At 49.4% G+C, this 20,097-nt stretch carries 16 protein-coding genes; 13 read left to right on the plus strand and 3 right to left on the minus strand.

What is annotated here, in order from left to right; all coding sequences use genetic code 11:
* Nucleotides 1-39: 39 nt before the first annotated feature.
* The 3 genes from ACO08K_RS17750 to ACO08K_RS17760 all read left to right on the plus strand — a co-directional run bounded on the left by ACO08K_RS17750 (nucleotide 40) and on the right by ACO08K_RS17760 (nucleotide 3,507).
* On the plus strand, nucleotides 40-1,944 hold the full coding sequence (locus ACO08K_RS17750; RefSeq protein WP_421797751.1) for an amidophosphoribosyltransferase: 1,905 nt from the start codon (nucleotides 40-42) through the stop codon (nucleotides 1,942-1,944).
* A gap of 144 nt (nucleotides 1,945-2,088) precedes the next feature.
* On the plus strand, nucleotides 2,089-3,303 hold the full coding sequence (locus tag ACO08K_RS17755) for a protoporphyrinogen/coproporphyrinogen oxidase (protein WP_421797752.1): 1,215 nt from the start codon (nucleotides 2,089-2,091) through the stop codon (nucleotides 3,301-3,303).
* 69 nt (nucleotides 3,304-3,372) lie between these two features.
* Nucleotides 3,373-3,507, plus strand: a complete 135-nt coding sequence (locus tag ACO08K_RS17760) for a hypothetical protein (protein WP_421797753.1) — start codon at nucleotides 3,373-3,375, stop codon at nucleotides 3,505-3,507.
* Here ACO08K_RS17760 and ACO08K_RS17765 read toward each other — a convergent pair.
* From ACO08K_RS17765 to mqnC, 3 genes are read right to left on the minus strand one after another with little or no spacing between them, the layout of a single operon-like run.
* Entirely contained in the window at nucleotides 3,504-4,280 is a 777-nt protein-coding gene (locus tag ACO08K_RS17765) for a hypothetical protein (protein WP_421797754.1), read from the minus strand. The genes ACO08K_RS17760 and ACO08K_RS17765 overlap by 4 nt on opposite strands.
* A gap of 11 nt (nucleotides 4,281-4,291) precedes the next feature.
* Complete coding sequence (locus tag ACO08K_RS17770; RefSeq protein ID WP_421797755.1) at nucleotides 4,292-5,059, minus strand: amidohydrolase; 768 nt, start codon at nucleotides 5,057-5,059, stop codon at nucleotides 4,292-4,294.
* A gap of 17 nt (nucleotides 5,060-5,076) precedes the next feature.
* The gene (gene mqnC, locus ACO08K_RS17775) at nucleotides 5,077-6,219 is read right to left on the minus strand and encodes a cyclic dehypoxanthinyl futalosine synthase (protein WP_421797756.1); all 1,143 of its coding nucleotides are present in this window, start codon (nucleotides 6,217-6,219) and stop codon (nucleotides 5,077-5,079) included.
* A gap of 279 nt (nucleotides 6,220-6,498) precedes the next feature.
* Here mqnC and rimP point away from each other — a divergent pair, with 279 nt between their 5' ends.
* The 10 genes from rimP to cysS all read left to right on the plus strand — a co-directional run bounded on the left by rimP (nucleotide 6,499) and on the right by cysS (nucleotide 20,094).
* Complete coding sequence (rimP, locus tag ACO08K_RS17780; RefSeq protein WP_421797757.1) at nucleotides 6,499-6,972, plus strand: ribosome maturation factor RimP; 474 nt, start codon at nucleotides 6,499-6,501, stop codon at nucleotides 6,970-6,972.
* Between the two features lie 113 nt (nucleotides 6,973-7,085).
* Complete coding sequence (gene nusA / locus ACO08K_RS17785; RefSeq protein ID WP_421797758.1) at nucleotides 7,086-8,336, plus strand: transcription termination factor NusA; 1,251 nt, start codon at nucleotides 7,086-7,088, stop codon at nucleotides 8,334-8,336.
* Nucleotides 8,337-8,515: 179 nt separating this feature from the next.
* Nucleotides 8,516-11,758, plus strand: coding sequence for a translation initiation factor IF-2 (infB, locus tag ACO08K_RS17790; protein ID WP_421797759.1), 3,243 nt, complete (start codon nucleotides 8,516-8,518; stop codon nucleotides 11,756-11,758).
* Nucleotides 11,759-11,939: 181 nt separating this feature from the next.
* Nucleotides 11,940-13,112, plus strand: a complete 1,173-nt coding sequence (locus tag ACO08K_RS17795) for an MFS transporter (protein WP_421797760.1) — start codon at nucleotides 11,940-11,942, stop codon at nucleotides 13,110-13,112.
* Between the two features lie 92 nt (nucleotides 13,113-13,204).
* On the plus strand, nucleotides 13,205-13,528 hold the full coding sequence (locus tag ACO08K_RS17800; RefSeq protein ID WP_421797761.1) for a hypothetical protein: 324 nt from the start codon (nucleotides 13,205-13,207) through the stop codon (nucleotides 13,526-13,528).
* A 208-nt stretch (nucleotides 13,529-13,736) separates the two neighbouring features.
* Entirely contained in the window at nucleotides 13,737-15,647 is a 1,911-nt protein-coding gene (gene mutL / locus ACO08K_RS17805; RefSeq protein ID WP_421797762.1) for a DNA mismatch repair endonuclease MutL, read from the plus strand.
* 9 nt (nucleotides 15,648-15,656) lie between these two features.
* Nucleotides 15,657-16,337 (plus strand): rhomboid family intramembrane serine protease, encoded by a 681-nt coding sequence (locus ACO08K_RS17810; protein ID WP_421797763.1) that lies wholly within the window; start codon nucleotides 15,657-15,659, stop codon nucleotides 16,335-16,337.
* Between the two features lie 81 nt (nucleotides 16,338-16,418).
* Entirely contained in the window at nucleotides 16,419-17,399 is a 981-nt protein-coding gene (locus ACO08K_RS17815; RefSeq protein WP_421797764.1) for a rhomboid family intramembrane serine protease, read from the plus strand.
* A 31-nt stretch (nucleotides 17,400-17,430) separates the two neighbouring features.
* A complete protein-coding gene (locus tag ACO08K_RS17820) occupies nucleotides 17,431-18,474 on the plus strand; it encodes an endonuclease/exonuclease/phosphatase family protein (RefSeq protein ID WP_421797765.1) in 1,044 nt (347 codons plus the stop codon).
* Nucleotides 18,475-18,588: 114 nt separating this feature from the next.
* On the plus strand, nucleotides 18,589-20,094 hold the full coding sequence (gene cysS / locus ACO08K_RS17825; protein ID WP_421797766.1) for a cysteine--tRNA ligase: 1,506 nt from the start codon (nucleotides 18,589-18,591) through the stop codon (nucleotides 20,092-20,094).
* Nucleotides 20,095-20,097 lie beyond the last annotated feature (3 nt).

The following is a 20,097-nucleotide window of genomic DNA, read 5'->3' on the forward strand; positions in this document are numbered from 1 at the left end:
CCGTACCTTTGCGGCCGAATTCGTCAACCAACACATACAATGAGCGAGATTATCAAACACGAATGTGGTATTGCTCTCATTCGTTTACTTCAGCCCTTGGAATACTATCAAAAAAAGTACGGAACTGCACTGTACGGGCTAGAAAAACTGAAACTACTCCTCCAAAAACAACGCAACCGAGGCCAGGACGGAGTTGGCGTTGCCACCATCAAACTGGATCCCAAGCCGGGCACCAAATACATCAGCCGCAAACGCAACGTTACTCCAAACAACTACCTCACCGAGCTTTTTGAAGAAATCTGGAGCAAACACTTCCGCCACCTCAGCGACGAGCAACTGAGCGACGCGCCCTGGATGAAAGACAATCTCCCCTACGTCGGTGAGCTGCTCCTGGGCCACCTGCGCTACGGCACCCACGGCGACAACAGCATCGAAACCTGTCACCCTTTCTTGCGCCAAAACAACTGGATCAACCGGAACCTCCTCCTGGCCGGCAACTTCAACCTGACCAACGTAGACGAATTATTCCAGGAGTTGGTAGAGTTGGGCCAATACCCCAAGGAAAAATCTGACACGGTTACGGTTTTGGAAAAAATTGGCCACTTTCTCGATGACGAAGTACAACGCCTCCACACCTGGTTCAAGCCCGATGGCTACACCAACATGGAGATCAACGATTATATTTTTGAACAACTGGACATTCAGCGCCTATTGCGCCGTGCCAGCAAACGCTTCGACGGCGGTTACGTCATGTGTGGCTTGATCGGCCATGGCGACGCTTTTGTGATGCGCGACCCCAATGGCATTCGCCCCGCATTTTATTACCACGATGATGAAATTGTGGTGGTGGCTTCAGAGCGACCAGCCATTCAAACTGCACTGGATGTGCACATCAGCAGTGTCAAAGAGGTTACCCCCGGGCATGCCCTGATCATCAAAAAGGGCGGTAAGGTGGAAGAGTTGCCCTTTACCGACACCAGCGAACGGCACTGCTGTTCCTTTGAGCGCATCTACTTCTCCCGTGGCAACGACCGCGACATTTACCTGGAGCGCAAAAAGCTGGGCAATCAGTTGGTAAAGCCCATCCTGGAAGCCGTGGATTACGATTTTGAAAATACTGTTTTTTCCTTCATTCCCAATACCGCCGAAACGGCCTTTATGGGCATGATCGAAGGTTTGTACGAAAACCTGGACTCGATTCGGGAGAAAAAACTGATCAAAGCGCTCGAAGAAGGCAAGCTGAAGCCCAAGAAGATTGAAAAAATCATGGCGCAAAAGCCACGCATCGAACGCTTGGTGGTCAAGGACGAAAAGGTGCGCACCTTCATCGCGGATACCACTGCCCGGGGCCGTTTGGTTTCCCATGTATACGACGTCACCTACGGCCTGGTGCACAACGATCAGGATACCCTGGTGCTGATGGACGACTCCATTGTGCGGGGCACTACACTCCGGGACAGCATCATTGAAATTGCTTCCCGCTTGCGCCCGAAAAAAATCATCGTGGTTTCTTCCGCGCCCCAAATTCGCTACCCGGATTGTTACGGCATCGACATGTCGAAAATGGGTGAGTTTGTAGCTTTCAAAGCGTTGGTGGAATTGCTGAAGCAGGACAAGCGGGCACACTTGCTGGATGAGGCTTACCAGCGTTGTAAGGCACAAGAAAACTTGCCTAAGGAATTGATCCGCAATGAGGTACAAAGCCTTTACGACCTGTATACCGACGAGCAAATTTCCAAACAGATCGCCAAGATTGTTACCCCAAAAGGCATTAAGCCTAAAATTGAGGTGATTTACCAGAGCGTAGCGGGTTTGCACGAGGCTTGCCCCAACAACAATGGTGATTGGTATTTTTCTGGAAATTATCCTACCCCTGGCGGGAACAAAGTGGTGAATCGTGCATTTATCAACTACATGGAAAAGCGCGACGAGCGGGCTTACTAGCCTTTCTTGAGTGGCTCTTCGGTGTCTAAAGTTTCTAAGGTGGTGAAAAAGAACATGTGTAGAGAAGCATTTTTCACCACCTTAGAAACCTCAGGCACTCAAAAATCACCTAAGCGGCAATAAAGATTACATTTAGAAAATCTTATGGAGAAAAAAATCATCATCGTTGGCGCAGGTGTAGCAGGCCTGATCGCCGCAAAGCACTGTGAAGAAAAAGGCTACCAACCCTTGATTTTGGAAGCAAGCGATCGGGCTGGTGGGCGCGTTAAAACGGATCAGATAGATGGTTTTTTACTCGATCATGGCTTCCAGGTCTTGCTCACGGACTACGCCGAAGTGCAGCGTTACCTCGATTTGGACAAACTCAATTTGCGGCACTTTCAACCCGGTGCAGCGATTTATTCAGCCGGGCGTTCTTTCCGCTTTTCTGACCCCCTACGCGATCCATCCCAACTTTGGACGGCGCTGTTTTCGCCAATTGGATCGCTGTGGGACAAAATCAAAATCTGGCAACTTAACCGCCAATTACAAAGTACGCCCCGCGAACAAATTTTTGATGGGAGCCCCCAATCCACCCTCGATTTTTTGCGCCAATACGGTTTCAGTGAGCGGATCATTCAGCAATTCTTCCGGCCTTTTTTTGGGGGAATTTTTTTGGAAAATGACCTGAGCACCCCTGCTACAATGTTTCGCTTTGTGTTCAAAATGTTTGGCAAAGGGTATGCCGCCATCCCCGCCAAAGGAATGGAGGAAGTGGTTAAACAACTTCAGGCAAAGCTCCAACAGAGCACATTCCGTTTCAACACGCCCGTACAAGAAATTCAGGAAAACTACCTGATCACCCAGACTGGCGAACGGCTGGATTTCGATAAGGTCATCGTTACTGGCAATCCCACGAATTTGATTCCGGGCCTACGTGGCCAAACTCAAGCCTATCAGGGCACTTACAACCTTTATTTTGCTGCCAATTTCAGTCCCCTCCAGGCTCCCCTTATTGGTCTGATTGCCGATGGAGATAACCCCATCAACAGTTTTTGTGTGTTGAGTGAGGTGTCGGCGGCTTATGCTCCGGCGGGGAAGGTGTTGATTTCGGTTTCACTCAAATCGGATACCATTGCGACGCCGGAAACAGTAAGTGCAGCATTGAAAAAAGTACTAAATCGGGCTGATCTGGAATTGACCCACCTCAAAACCTTTCACATCCCCGAGTCTTTACCCATTGTGGAGGAATTGCGTTATGCCATCCCAAGTACGCAGTATGCGCTGAACAACAACATCATCTTGGCAGGGGATCAGCTATTGAATGCGTCTTTGGATGCGGCCATGCGGAGTGGGAGGGATGCGGTGGCGAATGTGTGATATTCCTCCAGGGGATTGTTGTTGTTTTGGGCGAATTCTGCTATTTTGGTTGTTCTAAAACCTCAATTTATGTCCAGCACAACACCTTCCAAGACCAAACTTTGGCTCAAACGCCTCGGCATCGGCGGTTTCCTTTTTTTCCTGATCAAAGGCTTGATTTGGTTGGGCGTGTTTCTGGTGGTGTTTTTTCAAAAATGCAACTAGAGATCTTTCTCCGGTCCCGCCAAATCCAGAATCATAATCTTCTGCCAAATCTTATTCGACAGGCCCTGCGTCAAAGACTCTATGTCATTCACCGCGTCCAACACCACCGGATCATCCAGGAATTGTACGTGCAAGGCCGCCAATTTGCTGGTCAGCGAGAGCATTTCCGAGCAATATTCCAGATAGCGGGTCAATTGATAGGGCGTCATGGTGCGCTGAGGCGAAGACTCCGTCGGTTTGAAACTGGTACCTGCCAGAATAATGGCCGGGTCCTTGGTCAATTGGTGCATGTCGACTACGTGGGCCAAACTGCGCAATGCATGCAGCGAACGCAAGGCAAGGCTACGTTTGTAGCGCATTTCGATGCTCCCCAAAAAGAAGATGGCGATGGATAAAAAGATGATCTCGTTGATGCCCGCTTCCAGCCCTTGTAAAAAATCGCTCCAGCCGTTGGTCTCGTTGGACAGTTTTTGCACACTTTGCCAGGCCAGAACCGAAACGACTACTACGAGAACAAGGATGGAAACAGCTGTCAGAGTGCGCAATGCCCACATCGGTTGGTGCAAACGTGGGTAGATGTGGATGCCATATTGCCCCAATTCCGTCAACTCTTTGCTCACCTTACCCAAACCTGCCTCCGGAAAACGCTCTGCAATCCGCGCTTGCAATTTGCGCAAAGTGATCATCAACATCTCCGGGCGCAGTTCGCTGAACTTGCCTTTGGGTAAGGGTTGATCCCATTCTTTGCCGAGTAGCCAGGTGATCCAGCGCATCCGTGTAGAGCTTAAGGGTTAAAACTAAAGGCATCGCGATCCTGCAAGAAAGCAAATTTTTGCCGAAAACGATCCTGATCTGCTTTGGATAGGGTAGCGGTGTACACATCCTCCGTGTGCGAAACCCGGTACAAGACCTCCCCCGCATAATCGTGCAGTACGGTATCGCCAGAATATTGGATGCCTTTGCCGTCGGTACCGACACAATTTACACCTATAGTATATGCCTGGTTCTCAATGGCACGGGCCGTCAGCAACTGCTGCCAGGCATAACTTCGAATCTCCGGGAAATTGGCTACGTACAACAGCAAGTCATACCCCTGGGTATTGCGGCTCCACACCGGGAAGCGCAAATCGTAACAAATCAGGGGCATAATCCGCCAGCCCTTCCACTCCACGATCAAATGTTTTTGACCTGGAGTGTAATGCTCATGCTCCCCGGCTAGCGTAAACAGGTGTCGCTTATCGTAGGTGTAAAGTTGCCCATCGGGCTGCATCCAAACGAGGCGGTTGAAATACTGGCCGTTTTCGGTAGCGATGAAACTCCCGGTGATGGCCGCCTGTTTGTTGCGTGCTTGCTCCGCTAGCCACTGCATGGTCGGCCCATCCATTGGTTCGGCCAGGGTTTCCGGGCTCATGCTGAAACCCGTAGTAAACATTTCAGGCAATACAATCAAATCCGTTGGCTCCTGTAGTGCCGCCAGTTTTTCGCTGAAATAAGCGCGGTTGGCTTCCGGGTTTTCCCAGTTTAGTCGTGCCTGGATCAGGGTTACAAACATGGTATTATGGTATTAGACTAATCTACAATCATCTCGACCCGATCCAACTCCTGCTGGCGGATATTTGTCGGCAATTCCCGGAACTCGTATTGCTGGTTGCGCAATTTGGGCTCATACCCCGCTTCCCGAATGGCGTCCTGAATGCCTTGAGCGGTAAAGCGGAAACGCGCACCAGCAGCCGAAACCACATTTTCTTCAATCATGATGCTGCCAAAATCGTTGGCACCAGCGTGCAAACAGATCTGCGCTACTTGTTTGCCCACGGTTAGCCAGGAAGCCTGGATGTTGATCACATTGGGCAACATGATGCGGCTGATGGCAATCATGCGTACGTATTCATCACCAGTAACGGTGTTGCGGGCGCGTTTGAGTTTTTTAAGGATGGTGTCCTCATCCATGAATGGCCAGGGAATGAAGGCCAGGAAACCTTTGGCATCAGCTGGTTTTTCGGCTTGCACCTCGCGGATTTTGACCAGGTGTTCCATCCGCTCCAGGTTGGTTTCGATGTGGCCAAACATCATTGTGGCCGAAGTGGTAAGGTGCAACTGGTGCGCAGCCCGCATGACGTCGAGCCATTCCTGAGCACCACACTTGCCTTTGGAGATGAGGCGACGCACCCGGTCGTCCAAAATTTCAGCCCCAGCCCCCGGCAAACTATCCAATCCTGACTCTTTCAAAGCTTTCAACACCTCATAATGCGTCGACTTTGCCAACTTCGTGATGTGTGCCACTTCAGGCGGCCCCAAAGCATGGAGTTTCAAATTGGGATACAGGGATTTGAGCTCACGAAACAATCCAGTGTAATACTCCAAGCCCAGATCCGGGTGATGGCCACCTTGTAGCAATAGCTGCTCTCCACCAAAGGCGAAGGTCTCTTCAATTTTTTGCTTGTACTCTTCTATCGAAGTCACATAGGATTCTCCGTGCCCCGGACGGCGGTAGAAGTTACAAAATTTACAATTGGCCAAACATACGTTGGTCGTATTGGAGTTGCGATCGATGATCCAGGTGACGTGATTGCCCGGCACTTGTTTGCGCCGCAATTGGTGCGCTACGTACATCAAGTCGGCCGTAGGGGCTTGTTCAAACAAGAACTGGCCTTCCTCGGCGGACAAAAAATCGAAGCGCAGCGCTCTTTGCAATAATTCTTCTGTATGCATGGACAATGGTTTGCTTTGCAAAAGAACAAAATTACAAAACCCTGGTTTTACTAATAGGGTTTTATTTTTCATTTTTTTCTGAAAGCTATGAAAAATAAAAAATTAAACCCTAGTCGCACAAAAACTGTTCAGAATCAAAAACATTGCTTATATTTGCACCCAAGTTGGAAAAAACACTTCAAAAGAGGGAATCACACATGGTTCCCTCTTTTGCGTGTATAAGGGCTTGTACTTTGCTTTTTTGCTTAAAAACAAACAAGCAGGATCAATGAAAATAATATGATTACCGATCAGATTGAAGAACTCTTACAGGAAAAATTTCAGGAACCGGAATTCGCGGATTGTTTCACAGTCGAAATCAAACTGGAAGGCGGCAAACAGCTGGAAGTTTTTGTCGATAGCGATTCGGGAATTACCCTGGAAAAGTGCCAACGCATCCACCGCTTTTTGGAATCCCATCTGGATACCAATGGCTGGTTGGGCGAAGATTATGGGCTGGATGTTTCCTCACCAGGAATTTTTCGTCCACTGAAGTTTGCCCGGCAGTATACGCGCAACCTTGGCCGTACCCTCGAAGTACAACTCAGCGAAGGCGAAGGCAAAACCGGCATCCTGAAAACCGTGAACCCCGAATCCATTGTTCTGGAAGAAGAGATCAAATGGAAAGAAGGGAAAAAGAACATGAAAGGGACGATCCAAACGGTGATTCCCTTTGAGCATATTGTCAAGGCAGTTGTGAAGCTCAGTTTTTAATAAAGTTGAGGAGTTGAGGAGTTGAGGAGTTGAGAATGGTCGCGGTCCAAAACCGAAGTGCTGTTCTCAACTCCTCAACTTCTCAACTTCTCAACTCCTAAACTTTTATTGCAATGAATCTGGTAGACACTTTCTCGGAATTTAAAGCTGGGAAGAACATAGACCGCCCGACTATGGCGCGGGTACTGGAGGATGTATTTCGTACCCTGATCAAGAAGAAATTTGGGTCAGACGACAATTTTAACGTAATTGTCAATACACAAAACGGTGACTTGGAACTTTGGCGGGTACGCGAAATTGTACCCGACGGTGAGGTTACCGACGACCGTGCGCAAATCTCCATTTCCGAAGCCCTCTCGATTGACGAAGACTACGAAATTGGCGAAGAGTGTTACGAACGCCTGCAATTGGAAGACTTTGGTCGCCGTGCCATCATGGCTGCCCGTCAAACGCTCATTTCCAGAATCATGGAATTGGAAAAAGACGAGGTATACAAGAGCTACTCCGAGCGCATCGGCGAAGTAATTGTAGGGGAAATTCACCAAATCCTGAAGAAAGAATTTTTGGTGGTCGACGACGCTACCGGTAACGAACTCGTATTGCCCCGCACCGAAACCATCAAAGCCGACTTCTTCCGCAAAGGAGATATGGTCAAAGGTATCATTCGCCGGGTAGAATTGCGCAACAACACCCCCATCGTGGTGATGTCGCGTACCGACAATGCTTTCCTGGAAAAATTGCTGGAAGCAGAAGTACCCGAGATTGAAGATGGCCTGATCAGCATCAAAAGAATTGTACGCCTGCCTGGCGAACGCGCCAAGGTAGCCGTAGAATCATACGACGACCGCATCGACCCCGTAGGGGCTTGCGTAGGGATGAAAGGTTCACGGATTCATGGCATTGTGCGGGAATTGAACAATGAAAACATCGACATTGTTAACTACACCAACAATGCAAGTTTGTACATCCAGCGCGCCCTCACCCCGGCTAAAGTAAGCCGCATTGAGTTGAATACCGAAACCAACCACGCGGATGTTTACCTCGAACCAGACCAGGTATCCCTGGCCATCGGCAAAAGTGGAACCAATATCAAACTGGCCAGCCAATTGACTGGCTACGAAATTGATGTTTACCGCAACAATACTGACGAATACGAAATCGACGACGTGGATCTCGACGAATTCGGCGACGAAATTGAACCTTGGATCATCGAAGCCCTCCAGGCCATTGGTTGCGACACTGCCCGCAGTGTACTGAGCCTCAGCAAAGCTGAATTGCTCCGCCGCACCGACCTTGAAGAGGAAACGGTTGATGAAATCCTACGCGTTCTGGCCGCTGAATTTGAAGAAGGAGAAAATAATTAAGTTCCGTTTTCGGGAACTTTATAGCCTAACTTAGTCTTATGTTGCTGTACAACTAGGCTCGTTGGGCAAGGGAAAGTCATTGAAGTATATTTTTTCAAAGATAATCTGTGGAAAAATCGGATTTGCTTTACTTTCAATGGTTTTCCCTTATCTTTGTGCCAGTTTTCTAAATTTTTCGAATGTCAAGAGTTTTAGTTAAGATTGCTAGGGACTTAAATGTCGGTACGGCTACTATTGTGGAACACCTCAATAGTAAGGGCTTTGATATTGAAAACAAGCCCAACGCCAAGATTACCGATGGTATGTACGATGAATTGACGCGCCATTTTCAAAAGTCAATCGAAATCAAAGACGCTGCCAAAAATGTCAATATTGGTTCTGTCCGGCCCAAGCCGGAAGTAGCGGAGCACACTACGCCCGTTAAAGAGAAATCAAGCGAAGAAGACAGCGAACCCAAAAACGAAGTGGAGAGTGAAAGCCACCGCTTCAAATTGCAAAAGCCGGTTGTTTTGGGTAAGATTGACTTGAGCGAGCGGCTCAAGCAGCGCATTGAAAAAACTACGCCCAGTAATGAACCTGCCAACAAGCGCAAGGAAGATACTCCTGCGCCCATTGAGGAGAAGTCCATTCCACGCGAAGAGGTTGCTGCTCCAGTAGAAGAAAAACGAACACCCGAGCCAGCCAAAGAAAAGCCTCTCGAACCACAAGCGACCGTGATTAGTACTCCTCCTTCTAGCGAGATTCCAACTGCTGCTACACCTGAAGATGCCAAAACACCTCCAACGACTGAGGTTGATGCAACAAATGGCAATAGCGGAGATAATTTTCGGGCCGAAACCCCCGAATTGCGTGGACTTAAAATTTTGGGCAAAATCGATACTGATAAGTTCGAGCGCCCACGCGGCAAAAAGCCGGAAAAAGGCAAAGACCAAGGCAGAGGCAAAGGGGGGAACCAACCCGGCCAGCAAAACCGTGGTCCAGCAACCCAAGGCCAGGGTGGGAGCAACCAGCCCGGCCAGCAAAATCGTGGCCCTGCAACCCAAGGCCAAGGTGGGGGTAGCACCCCAGGTGGCAACCAAAACCGCGACAACCGTGGGGGTGGTGAAAATCGGGGCGGCGACAACCGCAATCGCCCCAACAATGGTGGCCAACCCAACACGCCTGACGGCCAAAACCGCCGCCCACAAACTGAAGGCGGAGGCACCAATCCTCCTGGCAACGCCCTGTCAGAAGCTGAAAAGAAAAAACGCAAACGCAAACGCAAAAAGGTTACCCCTGGCCAGGAAGGCCAAGGTGGTGGTGGTCAAGGCCAACAAGGTCAAGGCCAGAACCAGGGAGGTGACAACCGCGGTGGCGGTGGTGGCCAAGGCCAACGCCCACATCCACAAGGCGGCGGCGGTGGCAACAACAATAACAACAACGATCGCCGACCACAGCAACGCCCCAATCAACAAGGCGGTGGCACTGGAAATCGTCCTGCACCTCAAGAAAACAACGGCGAAGTATCTCAACGCCAGATAGAAGAAAAAATCAAGGCAACCATGGCTCGTCTTTCCGGTGGAGGAAAGAAAAAGCGCCAAAAGTTGCAACGTGATAAACGGGATCGTTTCCGCGAACGCCAGGAAATCCTGGAACAAGAAGCCGAAGGCGGCAAACTGCAGGTAACCGAGTTCATCTCGGTATCCGAGTTGGCCAGTGTGATGAACGTGGCAGTGACCGAAGTAATCACCACTTGTTTGAGCCTGGGCGTAATCGTATCCATCAACCAGCGCCTCGATGCGGAAATCATCGAATTGGTAGCCAGTGAGTTTGGACACGAGGTAGAGTTCATCTCCGTAGAAGACCAGGTTGGTGAAGAAATCGAAGCACCGGATGCTCCGGAAACGCTGCTGAACCGCGCCCCAATCGTCGCGGTAATGGGTCACGTCGACCACGGTAAGACCTCCTTGCTCGACTTTATCCGTAGCGCCAACGTGGTATCGGGTGAAGCCGGGGGTATCACCCAGCACATCGGTGCCTACGAAGTAGAACTGGAAGACCACCGCAAAATTACCTTCCTGGATACACCGGGTCACGAAGCCTTTACGGCGATGCGTGCGCGGGGTGCCAAGGTAACTGACATAGCCATCATCATCATCGCAGCGGACGATAGCATCATGCCTCAAACGCGTGAAGCCATCAGCCACGCACAAGCTGCCGGGGTACCCATGGTTTTTGCCATCAACAAGGTGGATAAAGCCGGTGCACGCCCTGAAAAGATCAAGGAAGAATTGGCCAACATGAACATCTTGGTGGAAGACTGGGGCGGTAAATTCCAATCCCAGGACATTTCGGCCAAAACCGGTCATGGCATTCCTGAACTGATGGAGAAAATCCTCCTGGAAGCAGAATTGCTCGAACTCAAAGCCAATCCGAACCGCCGTGCTGCTGGTACGGTACTGGAAGCAACCTTGGACAAAGGCCGGGGTTATGTGACCAAGATGCTGGTACAAAACGGTACTCTCAAAGTAGGGGATACCTTCGTAGCGGGTGAATTTTCAGGTAAGGTACGGGCCATGCTCAATGAGCGCGGCAAACGGGTAACCGAAGCAGGTCCAGCTACTCCAGTTATGGTACTTGGTTTGAGTGGTGCACCACAGGCGGGTGACTTGTTCAAAGTATACGAAAACGACCAGGAAGCGCGTCAAATCGCCTCCAAACGTTCACAAATTACCCGCGAACAGGCCAACCGGGCTACCAAGCGGATCTCACTCGACGAAATTGGTCGTCGTTTGGCGCTGGGCAGCTTTAAGGAGTTGAACCTGATTGTGAAAGGGGACGTGGATGGTTCGGTAGAAGCTTTGGCAGACTCCTTGATCAAACTCTCGATCGAATCGGTACAGGTCAACGTGATCCACAAGGCCGTTGGTCAGATCATCGAAGCGGATATCTTGCTGGCTTCGGCTTCCGACGCCATCATCATTGGTTTCCAGGTACGACCTTCTGCCAGTGCGCGTAAGGTAGCCGAGCGTGAAGGGGTGGAAGTGAAAACTTACTCCATCATCTACGAAGCCATTGAAGAGGTTAAAGCGGCCATCGAAGGGATGCTTGAACCGACCAAGGAAGAAAAAATCACTGGTTTGGTGGAAATCCGCGAGGTGTACAAGATCAGCAAAGTGGGAACCATTGCCGGTTGTTTGGTGTCCGAGGGCAAAATTACCCGGAACAGCCACATCCGCGTGGTACGCGATGGTATCGTAGTATTCCCAACCCGCGAAGGTGCTCACGGCGAGGTCGCTTCCTTGAAACGTTTCAAAGAAGACCAACGTGAAGTGAAATCCGGTTTGGAATGCGGTATGTCGATCAAAAACTTCAACGACATCAAAGAAGGTGACGTGATTGAAGCATACGAAATTGTTGAGATCAAGCAGAAGTTGAGCTAGAATAGCTTGACTTAGGTGAATACGGCACGAGTTGCCAGACAATGTCCAATTAGGCGCGGGTGCGTTTGATTGGGCATTGTTGTTTTGGGCAAATAAACGAAGTTTGGGTTAAGGTACAACTCATCTAGCTCACCTCTGATTCCCAAAAATCTCCTACCTTCGCCCCGCAAAAACCACCACCTTGCAAACCACCCTCTACCTTCGTCTCGCCCTTTTCCAGTTCCTTCAATTTTTCATTTGGGGCTCCTGGACGGTAACCACTGGAACTTATCTTTTACAAAGCCTGCACTTCAGCGGTCGCGAAGTAGGATTGGTGTATGGCACCACGGCCATTGCTGCCATGGTTTCTCCCTTTTGGGCGGGGCGTTTGGCCGATCGGCATTTCCCCTTGGAGCGCATCCTGGCCACCTTGCACTTTACGGGCGGCTTGCTCATGTTTGCCCTCAGTACGATGGATACCTTTGCTTTTTTTTACCCGGTCATGTTTTTGTACGCCATATGCTACATGCCCACCTTTGCCTTGTCTACAGCCATGACCTTTCACAATATCCCGGAGCCTGCACGAGATTATCCACGCTTGCGGGTATGGGGCACCTTGGGCTGGATTGCCACGGGCTTGTGTGTAGGCGGGCTGGATCTGGAGACCACCACCTTGCCCTTGCGTTTGTCGGCTACGGCCTCTATTTTTCAAAGCATCTATGTGTTGACCTTGCCATCCACTCCGCCGCTGGGTAAAAAGGAAAAAGCCAGCCTTTTGGCCACTGGGAGGCAGCTCATTCAGGACCGCAGTTTTATGGTACTGCTGATTGCCCTGACCCTGATTTGTATTCCCAATGCTTTTTATTACAGCTTTGTCAATGCTTATTTGAAGGACCAGGGCTTTAAAAACGCGGCAGCGATGATGTCGATTGGGCAGGCGACGGAGATTGGCTTTGTGTTGCTCTTGCCCTATGCAAGGCACTACTTTGGCCTGAAACCAGTGATTTTAATGGGGATTTTGGCCTGGGGCATTCGCTACCTGTTGTTATCCTGGGGGGGGATAGACTTGCCTCTTATGGTTTGGGTAGGTCTGGGTATGCATGGCCTAGCCTGGTCCTTTACGGCATTGGCCGGACAAATTTACATCGATGAAAAAGTTCCGGTATCTTTGCGGAGTACGGCACAGGGCTTTATCGCGCTGATCATCTCGGGATTGGGGGCTTTTATAGGCTCTTTGATCGCTGGTGAGGTGGTGAATTGGCATACCCTGGGGAAGACGATCAACTGGTCGGTGGTTTGGCTGGTACCGGGTGGGGTGGGGATATTTACGGCGGTGTTTTTTGCGTTATTGTTTCGGAGCCCAAAGCGAGGATGATTTCACCACCTAAGAAACCAAAGGCACTTAAGAGGCACCTCAGAAATCATTGGCCTTCGGCGCTCCGAATTAATCCATTTACTCCTTTCAATATGGAAGAGGAATATTTAGAACAAACCAAAGCCCTGGTGGCTCAGGATTTCGGGCTGACCCAAACGACTCCCCTCAGCGAGGCCGAGCTACTCGAAGCCATTGCCAATCGGGTAGCCGAAATGATCGAGTCCAATAAAGACTTGTTGCTGAGTTACATGTACCGCCTCGACATCGATGAAGGGAAAATCCACTTTGCCCTCAGCCCCTTGGCCAATGAGCCTGCACATTTTGCACTGGGCCGTTTGATTTTGAACCGCCAGAAACAACGCGCCATCACCAAACTGACCTACAAGCCCCCCAAGTTGGATGGATGGGAATTTTAAATTCTTGTTCTTCCGAACCTTTTCCCTACCAAAAATTGTTTAAATTTGGCATTAGGCAGTGGGGCAATATAAATGTTCATTTTTCTTGAGCTAAAGGATTAGGTAAAACACTTGAAATGAAACGTTTACTTATCTAATCCTTTGGCAAAATGAACAATTTATTTTTTATTGCCCCTAGATTAACTAAGCGTAAAAAGACTCAATACATATGGCTGATGTGATTCAGCTACTGCCCGACTCGATTGCCAACCAAATTGCTGCCGGCGAGGTGATTCAACGCCCTGCTTCGGTAGTCAAAGAGTTGATGGAAAACGCGGTAGATGCAGGCAGCAAAAACATCAAATTGATTGTAAAAGACGCCGGACGAACCCTGATTCAGGTTATCGACGATGGTTGTGGCATGTCAGAAACCGACGCCCGGATGTCCTTTGAACGGCACGCGACCTCCAAAATCCGCAGTGCCGACGACTTGTTTGCCATTCGCACCATGGGTTTTCGAGGGGAGGCACTGGCCTCTATTGCTTCGGTAGCCCAGGTGGAGTTGCGCACCCGGCGGCACGCCAGTGAAATGGGCACATTATTGCACGCAGAAGGCTCGCGGGTCAAATCGCAAGAGCCTTGCCAAACCGCAGCGGGTACCAGTTTTTCGGTCAAAAACCTCTTTTACAACGTACCTGCCCGGCGCAATTTCCTCAAAGCCAATACCGTAGAGTTTCGGCACATCCTCGATGAATTTGAACGGGTGGTACTGGCCAATCCCGATATCTTTTTTTCCCTGCACCACAATGGTTCTGAGGTGTTTCATTTGCCTCCGGGCAACTTGCGGCAACGGATCACCGGAGTTTTTGGCAATGCCATCAACACCCGTCTGGTGCCTGTGAATGAAGATACCGACGTCATCCAGATCAAAGGCTTTGTGGGCAAACCGGAATTTGCTAAAAAACTGCGCGGGGAGCAGTACTTCTTTGTCAATAGCCGCTTCATCAAAAGCAGTTACCTGCACCATGCGGTGATGAGCGCATATGAGGAGGTTTTGCCCAAAGAAATGTACCCCTTTTACCTGCTCTTTTTGGACATCGACCCGGCTCGCATCGACGTCAATGTCCATCCTACCAAGCAGGAGATCAAATTTGAAGACGATCGCCTGGTGTACAATTACCTCAAAGTAGCCGTGCGCCATGGTTTGGGGCAATATGGGGTGATGCCTAGTCTGGACTTCGAACAGGAATCCGGGCTTAAACTCCCTTACATCACGGCCAAACAAGAACAGGATAGGCCCTTCATCACCCCAGCGCGCAACAGCGGGGCCTGGCAAAACGACGAGTCGAAAACCTTTTCGGCCGGGCGAGACAATGACCCAGTACAACGCCGCGAAGACAACAACCTACGCAACTGGCAACTCCTGTACAAAGACCTGGGGGGCACTGATGAAGAACCCTTAGGAACTACAAACAGTGAAAGCGAGGAGGAAAATACCCAAACCCTGACCATCGGTAGCTCCTGGGAATCAGAAGAAACCACCCTTGGTACGGGGACTGATGAGGCTTTTGCCAAACAGCACAAAGCCCCCTACCAGCTCCAAGGCACTTACATCGTGAGCCAAATCAAATCTGGCTACATGCTCATCGACCAGCAGTCTGCCCATGAACGCATCCTGTACGAGCAATACCTGAGCATGATGGAAACACGCCAAGGCTCTACCCAGCAGCAACTTTTTCCGATCACGCTGAATTTTAGCCCCAACGATGCCACCCTGCTCAAAGACCTCTTGTCAGAAATACAGCCACTGGGCTTTGATGTGCAAGAGTTTGGGGTGAACTCTTTTGTGGTCAATGGCCTGCCTGCTGAACTGGCGGGCAAACACAGTGAGCGAAGTATCCTCGAAAGTTTATTGGAACAACATAAAATTGGACTGGAACTCCAGCTGAACACCCGCGAAAGTCTGGCACGCTCGATGGCACGCAGCGCAGCCATCAAACGTGGGCAACTGCTCAACGAGGTGGAAATGCAAGCCTTGATCGATCAGTTGTTTGCCTGTGCCATGCCTTTCCGCAGTCCTTTTGGCAAAAAATGTTTCGTAACCTACGAGTTAGAAGATTTACAAAAACAATTTGAATAATCGTACATCATGATGCGCATTACCGATGTGGTTAAACATTTGTTGATCATCAACGTTTTAGTTTTTTTTGTTACGTTGTTGGTTTGGGGGGATCCAGCTAGAGAACTGACTGGCTCATTGCTCAGCGGAACAGCTGAATTAGGAGATTGGGAGCGATACATGTTCGCTTTGTTTTTTCCAACTTCGCCCTATTTCCGTCCCTATCAACTGGTAAGCCACATGTTTATGCACGGAGACATCGGGCATTTGTTGTTCAACATGTTGGGTTTATTCATGTTTGGGACAATGGTTGAAATGCTATGGGGTGAAAGGAGATTTTTGTTTTTCTATTTGTTTTGCGGATTTGGTTCCATGCTATTGTATCTTGGGATGAAATACCTGGAACTCTATTATTGGGGTGGAGTATCCTTTGGAGCCCAAAATACGCCAATGCTAGGGGCTTCCGGGGCGATTTTTGGCGTTATGATGGCATTCATGTTGAATTATCCGAACGAGCCAATTGGTATTTTTTTACTTCCGATCAGAATACCCGCAAAATATTTGATAATGGCCTTTTTCGGTTATGCGATACTGACGGGATTTGGCATCATTGGAGGCAATCGGGGAGTGGCGGATTTTGCACACATCGGAGGGGCAATTTTTGGCTATTTTTTGATCGTTTATTGGGAGAAATACGGTACTCGGCTATAATCCGCATATTTGCAAGGCTCTGGCCTTTCAAATGAGGATAAAACGTTTTATTTTTGGACTGAATTATAAGCAGGATACATCATGCTAAGGTCGATCTGGGAGGATTTAAAGCGGGAATTCAACTACGGGAATGCGGTGACACGCATCATCCTGGTCAACGTTGCTGTGTTTGTAGGCATTAACCTGGTCAATATCGGATTGTACCTTTTTAATGGTTGGAAATCAGACAATACGACCTTTGGTCATTTTTTGGACTACCTCTGCATGTCTTCAGATTGGTGGTTTGTACTCACCCATCCCTGGGTGATCATCACCAACATGTTCAGCCATTTTTCATTTGGACATATTTTGTGGAACATGCTTTTTTACCACATGTGTGGCCGGATTGTAGGCGACTTGCTGGGCAATAAGCGGGTTTTACCCATCTACCTCATGGGGGGATTGGCTGGTGCGCTGGGCTTTTTTATTTTTGAAAATGTACTCAATCCCCAATTGTTAGGTGCGGAACCCGCTACCGCATTGGGAGCCTCGGCAGCCGTAATGGCAACCATCGTCATTTCGGGGGTCATTGCACCCGACTATGTGGTGCGTTTGTTGCTGATTGGAGATGTAAAACTCAAGTTCATCGTAGTGACCCTGATTTTCCTGGACTTAGCGTTTATCGCCATGGGTGATAGCAATTCAGGAGGCCTTTTTGCCCACCTTGGCGGGGATACTTTTGGCTTTATATACGCCTGGCAATTGCGCAAAGGCAACGATTTCGCATTCCCGTTTATGCGTTTTTTCGACTGGTGGGATGCCACTTGGTCGCGCTGGAGAAACGGTACCCCCCCTCAACGCGGGCCCAAAGTAGCTTACAAAAATCCTAAAGTACGAGAAAAAACTACTGCGGGTAGTAGCCGACAAGACTCAGGAAAGCGCAGTAGTAGTGCAACTCCCCGCTACGACAACATGAGCCATCAGGAACAATTGGACGCCATACTCGACAAAATCAAGCAGTCTGGATACGAGAGTTTGAGTACCGAAGAGAAAGAGTTTTTGTTCAATGCCAGTAAGAAATAACTGGTTCTGTCTTGGAAAAATCAATGGTATCGTGCAAAAACTAATTCGCTGGGCCAATGTGCTGGTTGTTTTTTTTACCCTGATGACTTACCTCGCCCCTTACGTCAGCCCACAACGTTTTTGGCCACTTGCTTTCATTGGTCTGGTTTACCCTACTTTATTGGTTGTTAATTTGCTGTTTATGCTCTATTGGGCTTTTCAGCGTCGTTGGCAAGCCTTGATGTCGCTGGGGGTCATTTTGGTAGGTTGGAATCACTTCGCGGGTTTAGTTGGCTTTCATCCGGGTAGTGCAAGTCCCGAAGGCGCAACGGTGCTCAAAACCATGACTTTCAATGTATACGGTTTTACCAATTTTCATAAAAAAGGTACTCCAGCCAATCCAGAAGAACTTCAAGCACTAATCTACCAATACCAACCCGATGTCTTGTGTTTGCAGGAATTTGTGAACCACGCCAAAACAGGCTCTACTTACGTGGACGCAATTCGCCTGCACAATGGACTGGACCATGCTGTTTGGAAAAAAACCGAAGAGCTGGCCATTTTTTCCCGCTATCCCATTTTGCGCTCCGAGGTGCGGTTTTTTGGTAGTACCAATGGCTATCGTTATGCGGACTTACAGGTCGGTGAACGCATTATCCGGGTCTACAATGTGCATTTACAATCCAATTCCATCACGGGTTTGACCGATAAGGTAACCAGTTCACCCGATTTAAGGGAAAAAGAAAACTGGAATCGGGTGAGAAGTATTCTGGGCAGATTCAAACGCGCGGCACAGGAGCGAGCCAGCCAGGTGGAAGAGTTGTTGGCGCATTTGAGCAACAGCCCTTATCCGGTGATCGTTTGTGGTGATTTTAACGATATTCCCCAATCCTATACCCATCACCGGATGTGTAAAAACCTGCAGGATGCTTTTTTGGCGGCTGGTTCGGGTTTGGGCATCACTTACGCGGGGCGTATTCCGGGTTTGCGCATCGATTATACGTTTACCGACCCTAAATTCACTCCCCTTTATTGTCAGCGGGGTAAGGTCAGTTTTTCCGACCACCGGCCTGTCATTACGGTAATTCAGTTATAAACCTGATCCAAATCTCAAAAATCGCTAAAAAGCAACCAATTTTGAGTTGATCGACTTCTCTTTGCCGCAAGTCAAACACATTTTTATATTTTTGCCGCTGCAAAAAACAGTCCAATGAACAGTGCACTAAAAATTTACAACAGTCTCACTAAAGAGAAAGAAGTATTTCAACCCATTCTTCCTGGCCGGGTTGGCATGTATGTATGTGGTCCTACCGTTTACAGCAATGTTCATTTGGGCAACTGTCGCACTTTTGTGAGCTTCGACATCGTCTACCGCTACCTGCAATTCTTGGGCTACAAGGTGCGCTATGTGCGCAACGTGACCGATGTTGGCCACCTGGAAGGCGACGTAGATACGGGCGGTGAAGACAAACTGGGCAAACGCGCCCGCCTGGAGCAACTGGAGCCAATGGAAATCGCGCACAAGTACACAGTGGGTTTCCACGACATGATGCGCATTTTTAACGTGCTCTCTCCCAGCCTGGAGCCACGGGCAACCGGGCATATTCCCGAGCAGATCGAAATGGTGCAACAAATCCTCGACAATGGCTACGCGTATGAAGCCAATGGGTCGGTGTATTTTGATACCCTGAAATTTGCGGAAAAGAGTGGCATTTACGGAGAGTTATCGGGTCGGAAAATTGAAGACCTCATCTCGGAATCACGCGATAACCTCAAAAAGCAGGACGAAAAACGCAACTCTGCTGATTTTGCGATCTGGATAAAGGCTGATCCCGAGCACCTGATGCGCTGGAATTCACCCTGGTCGGTGGGTTTCCCGGGCTGGCACCTGGAATGTTCGGCAATGAGCACCAAATACCTGGGCAAAACTTTTGACATCCACGGTGGGGGCAACGACCTCAAGTTTCCTCACCACGAAAACGAGGTGGCGCAAAACTACGGCGCTTGTGGTTGCACCCCGGCCAAAACCTGGATGCACGGCAATATGCTTTTGCTGAATGGCAAAAAAATGTCCAAGTCGGATGGCAACTCCATTATGCCGGAAGAGTTGTTTACTGGCAATAGTCCCCACATCACGAAAGGATACAGCCCGATGGCGGTGCGTTTTTTCATGTTGCAAACGCATTACCGCAGTACCCTGGACTTGACCGACGAGGCGCTACAAGCCGCTGAGAAAGGTTATCGCCGTCTGATGGAAGCTTATGCCACCCTGCAAACATTGCCCTTCAGCGGAGGTGCTACAGGCGCGCAAGACCAGGAAGTGAAGGAGTGGATCAGTTCCATCCACGAAGAGATGGATGATGACTTCAACACACCTAAAGCACTGGCGCGTTTGTTTGAAATCGTGAGCCGGGTCAACAGCTGGAAAGGAGGTCAAGTGAGCATGGAAGGCTTGAGTGAAGCAACGTTCAACGAACTAAAAACGACTTTCCATACCTTCTTGTTCGACATCTTTGGTCTGCAGGACGAGGCTGCCGCTGGTAGTGACGATAGTTTCAAAACCATAGATGGCTTGATGCACCTGATCATCGACATGCGTGCAGATGTACGGGCGCGCAAGGATTGGCCTGCCGCAGATAAAATCCGCGACACCTTGAAAGCGGTGGGTATTGTGCTGAAAGATGGAAAAGAGGGGACTGAGTGGGGGAAGGAGTGATTA

This window comes from Haliscomenobacter sp. (assembly GCF_965225875.1).
Lineage (GTDB): Bacteria > Bacteroidota > Bacteroidia > Chitinophagales > Saprospiraceae > Haliscomenobacter.